This is a genomic window from Cupriavidus sp. CuC1 (assembly GCF_044627735.1).
GTDB lineage: Bacteria > Pseudomonadota > Gammaproteobacteria > Burkholderiales > Burkholderiaceae > Cupriavidus > Cupriavidus ulmosensis.
Genome location: NZ_JBIUHC010000307.1, coordinates 1 through 4259 on the forward strand (window position 1 = coordinate 1; position 4259 = coordinate 4259).

The following is a 4259-nucleotide window of genomic DNA, read 5'->3' on the forward strand; positions in this document are numbered from 1 at the left end:
GTGTGCGGGAGAACTGCACGCACGGTTTGAGCGGCGGACGGAGGCCAGCGCGCAAGCGCGCCTCCTCCGACCCGACATTGCTGGCCATCGGTGTCGAAGTACTGGATCTTCCACTTCTTGCACAGGCGGCGCACGGCGTTCTTCAGCACCACTTCGTAGGGCTGCCAGTCGCCGAGCACCTCGTCGAAACGGTAGGCGCTGAAGTCGGCGATGAACTGCTCCATCTGCTCGGCAGGGATGCGGTCGGCGAAAAGTTCGCGCGTCATTTCGCCCATTCGGAAACGTGTAAGCGTGCCGTAGCAGTCGAAGGAAACGTACTTGGGACGGAAGGTCATGGTTACTGATCCTCAGGGTTTACCGGTCGTCGACCGGGGTGGAGTCGCGCCTTGTCCGGCGCAGGCGACAGAATTATTACGAAGGAATTAAAGCATGCGGCCGAACAGTATTTATATGGAAATGAGGGCGCGGGACGTGGCGAAACTGCGGTTTGTCATGGGTCTCGCGGCATGTCATGCGGTCGGCACCGCGGGAGTGCGCAGGCGAGTCATGACGCACCGCTAACGCGCCGCAGCAAAATCGATCAGCACGCTTTTGAAGCGCAGATTCGCCTCTACGGCCTGGCGCCCCAGATCCTTGCCGATGCCCGACTGGTGGTAGCCACCGGTGGGAATCACAAAATCCGAACTGCGCCCGTAGCGGTTGATCCATACCGTTCCGGCGGAAATGCCGCGCATGGCGCGCAGCGCTTTTCCGATATCGGCCGTGTGTACGCCGGCGGCCAGGCCGTAGCGTTCGTGCGAAGCCAGCGCCAGGCCCTCTTCTTCGTCGTCGAAGGTTTGCACCGTGAGTACCGGACCGAAGATTTCCTCCTGCACGGCTGGATTGTCCGCGCACACGCCCTCGATCAGCGTGGGCTGGACAAATGCGCCGCCCGGGCCGCCGTCGAACAGGCCGCCGCCGCTGCGCACCCGCACGCCCGGGCCACGCGCGCGCTCGACGATGTCGAGGATGCGCGCGGCCTGCGGTGCCGAAATGATGGGTGGCAGGGTCGCCGCGTCATCCCAGGTCGCACCGGGCCGCTGCGCGGCAAAGCTTGCCGCGACGCGCTCGACCAGCGCCTCGGCGATGCCGCGCTGCACAATCAGGCGCGAGCCCGCCACGCATACCTGGCCCGCATTGCCGGTGATGGCGCCGGCAATGATGCCGGCCAACCGGTCGAGGTCCGGCGCATCGTCGAATACCAATTGCGGGCTCTTGCCGCCCAGCTCCAGCGTGACCGGCTTGGGGCCCTGCAAGGCGCAAGTGGCCATGATCGCGGCGCCCGTCTGCGTCGATCCGGTAAAGGTCATTTTCGAAATCAGCGGGTGGCGCGTGAGCGCATCGCCCGTGGTCCGCCCGTCGCCCTGCACCACGTTGAACAAGCCCGGCGGCACGCCCGCCTCGATCGCCAGCTGGGCCAGGCGCACGGCGGAGAACGGCGTCAGTTCGGAAGGCTTGAGCACCACCGCGTTGCCGGCGGCGAGCGCCGCGCCCACCTTCCACGACACCATCACCAGCGGGAAATTCCACGGGGTGATCGCTCCCACCACGCCATACGGCTCGGCCACCACCATGCCCAGGTGATCGTGCTGCGTGGCCGCCACCTCTCCGCCGAGCTTGTCGGCATATTCGGCGAAGAATCGCAAGCCTTCGGCGGTGAAAGGCACATCCCAGGCTGAGGCGGCGCGCACCGGCCGCGTGGAGCACACGGCTTCGAGCGGCGCCAGACACTGCACGTCCGCTTCGATCAGGTCGGCCCAGTTGCGCAGCACCCGCGCCCGCTCACGCGGGGCACGGCGCGCCCAGTCGCTCCTGCGCCACGCCTTCCACGCGTCCTGCACTGCAGCATCCACGGCGGCGGCGTCAGCCAGCGGCAGCTCGGCATGCACCTGGTTATCGGAGGGGCGCCGCACGGGGATGCGGCCGGCATCAGGCACGAGCCGTCCGCCAATGAAATGGCCCGAGGGAACGGAGACACTCTGGGGGTCGAATATTTGCACGGAAGGAGGGGCGCCGCGTCTCGGCACCGATAGTCAATTCATCCCCCATGCTAGACAAGAAGGCTCAGCATTTGTCTCCGTTACGGGCCGCGCTACCGCAGCGAATTGCGAAACTGCCATCCCGGGCGGACGAATCTTGCATCCTCCGGATAAACCCGAGGGCGTTCTGGCTCCGCTCGACGATGTCGCCCAGAATTAGTCCGATCACCACGATGACATCGCCATGGGCTGCGGCAGTGGCCTCGGCCAATGGCTGGAGAGCCTTGGCCTGCCGCGCGAGGCTGCCGGATGCCTCCTACCAAACATTCTGCTGCCGCGGCCCGCATAACAGCAGCGTGCTTCGTTCAGTCCCCTGAATGCAGCACCACGCCTGTGCTACCCGCCCTAAGCTTGAGGCAAAGGCCAGCCAGTTGTGAAGTCCGCAAAGCCCACGCTGTCAGTCCGGTCAGACCATTGTTTCCAAACCAACGCCGAGCCGCCGCCCCATGCCCGACAACACTCCCCCGCGCCTGCGCGCTTGTTCCACGCTTGCCGAGGCCGGCATGGAGGTGCTGACCCGACCGACCGCGCACCACTGGCCCGTGACACAAGACCTGCAGGAATCGCTCGTGCGCCACGCGCCAGGAGCCGCCACATGAGCGCGCCGTCAGCATTACCCCGCATCGTCGTGGTCGGCACCGGCCCCGCCAGCGTACGCGCGGCCCAGGCACCGGTGCATGCCACCACGGACTTCCAAGCGCTGCAGAACGCCTTTGAGAGGGCACGGGTGGAGGATATCCAGTACTTCGTCTTCGACCTTCCCTCCTTTCGGGGCCACGACCTGCGGCAGGTTCCTCTGGCGGTGCGCAGAGCTCTGCTAAACATAGCGACATAAATATTGCAGCATGTATGATTGCGTGGTTACTCTTTTGGGGATGCAGCCATGCGTAAGCTCGAGATTGCAGACGCGCAGATCATGCAGTTGGCGATTCGACAGGAGATCGAGCGAAGCGAGGAATCGCGGTATGACCACCGCCTTCACGGGGTTCTGCTGGTGAGCAGCGGTTACTCGTGCACCGAAGTGGGCCAGTTGTTCGGTCAGGCGGCCACGACAGTTCAGCGATGGGTCCGACGTTTCGAGCGTGGCGGTTTCGAGGGCTTGCGGGAAGGTGAACGGCCTGGACGTCCGCGTGCGTTGGATGAGTCGCAATGGGCTCGCATTGAGGCGGATCTGCGTAAGACACCACGCGACTTCGGATTTGAAGCAGGCCTGTGGGATGGGCCCGTTCTGTCGGAGCACTTGCGTCAGCGCTATGGCATCAAGCTGGGCGTGCGTCAGTGCCAGCGGCTGTTTCGCCAGATGGGCTTTCGGCTGCGCAAGCCGCGCCCGCAGGTCGCTCAGTCTGATCCCGTTCGCGTTGCGGCGGTAAAAAAAACTGCGGCGACTGGCAAAGCGCGACGACATTGAGCTATGGAGCCTGGACGAATGCCATTTCCAGCAACACGGATCGCGCTGTCGCATGTGGGTGGCCCCGGAGCTCCGCGACCCGGTGTTGATGCATGCGCCGACGCGCAAGTCGGTGGCGTGCTTTGGCGCCGTCAGCTTGAGCACAGGCCGCTTCGTCTGGCAGGCATGCCCTGTCTTCAACGCAGAAACGTTTGCGTCCTTTCTGCGCCAGCTACTGCGCCATCGACGTCGCGGCAAGCGCATCGTCGTCGTGCTGGACAACGCCAGGTACCACCATGCCATCCTGCTCAGGCCGCTACTGCGCAAGTACAGGCGGCACCTGACGCTGTTGTTCCTCCCGCCATACAGTCCGCAATTGGCGCCTATCGAACGCGTCTGGAAGCTGACACGACGTCTGGTGCTACATAACCGGTACTTCGCCACACTCGCTGAAGTCCTCTCGGCGGTCGACGCCTGCTTCCAGTACTGGAAGAGACCAAACGAAGTGCTGCGAAGACTATGCTGCATTACTTAAGACGCTGTGTTTAGAAAAGGTGCTGGCCATATCAGAGGCCTCGCGCATCAGGTACAGCGAGGCCTTCGAGGGTTCTCCAGACGACCTTCTTGCCGCTGCCTGCCGGATGGGCCTGGAGGGGCTGATTGGGAAACGCGTCGACGCGCCCTACGTCTCGGCCCGGGTGCCAAGTTGGATCAAGCTTACTCATAGGTCAGAAATATAGCGGACAGACGGATGCCTGAAGAACGAGCGCACGAGCTTCGGATTGCGTCTAATT

Annotated in this window: 5 protein-coding genes and 1 pseudogene; 4 read left to right on the forward strand and 2 right to left on the reverse strand. The window is 64.0% G+C overall.

The window, feature by feature from the left end:
- Together ACGLHR_RS50760 and ACGLHR_RS50765 are read right to left on the reverse strand one after the other, a co-directional pair.
- A pseudogene (locus tag ACGLHR_RS50760) lies at positions 1-335 on the reverse strand (hypothetical protein); the annotation flags it as partial.
- 222 nt (positions 336-557) lie between these two features.
- Positions 558-2039 carry an aldehyde dehydrogenase family protein gene (locus tag ACGLHR_RS50765; RefSeq protein ID WP_400103578.1) on the reverse strand — a complete coding sequence of 494 codons (1482 nt, stop codon included), beginning with the start codon at positions 2037-2039 and terminating at the stop codon, positions 558-560.
- Positions 2040-2524: 485 nt separating this feature from the next.
- On the opposite strand from ACGLHR_RS50765, the gene ACGLHR_RS50770 reads away from it, so the two are divergent.
- From ACGLHR_RS50770 to ACGLHR_RS50785, 4 genes are read left to right on the forward strand one after another with little or no spacing between them, the layout of a single operon-like run.
- On the forward strand, positions 2525-2677 hold the full coding sequence (locus tag ACGLHR_RS50770; protein WP_400103580.1) for a hypothetical protein: 153 nt from the start codon (positions 2525-2527) through the stop codon (positions 2675-2677).
- Positions 2674-2913: a hypothetical protein gene (locus tag ACGLHR_RS50775; RefSeq protein ID WP_400103582.1), complete on the forward strand. Its 240-nt coding sequence runs from the start codon at positions 2674-2676 to the stop codon at positions 2911-2913. The genes ACGLHR_RS50770 and ACGLHR_RS50775 overlap by 4 nt, the downstream gene beginning before the upstream one ends.
- Before the next feature lie 48 nt (positions 2914-2961).
- Positions 2962-3486, forward strand: a complete 525-nt coding sequence (locus ACGLHR_RS50780; protein WP_400103584.1) for an IS630 family transposase — start codon at positions 2962-2964, stop codon at positions 3484-3486.
- 10 nt (positions 3487-3496) lie between these two features.
- The gene (locus ACGLHR_RS50785) at positions 3497-4000 is read left to right on the forward strand and encodes an IS630 family transposase (RefSeq protein WP_400103586.1); all 504 of its coding nucleotides are present in this window, start codon (positions 3497-3499) and stop codon (positions 3998-4000) included.
- The last annotated feature ends 259 nt before the right edge of the window (positions 4001-4259 follow it).

Excerpts from the sequence above, each read along its gene's own strand:
- ACGLHR_RS50770 (WP_400103580.1), top strand. The coding sequence starts at position 2,525 with ATGCCCGACAACACTCCCCCGCGCCTGCGCGCTTGTTCCACGCTTGCC.
- ACGLHR_RS50775 (WP_400103582.1), top strand. The coding sequence starts at position 2,674 with ATGAGCGCGCCGTCAGCATTACCCCGCATCGTCGTGGTCGGCACCGGC.
- ACGLHR_RS50780 (WP_400103584.1), top strand. The coding sequence starts at position 2,962 with ATGCGTAAGCTCGAGATTGCAGACGCGCAGATCATGCAGTTGGCGATT.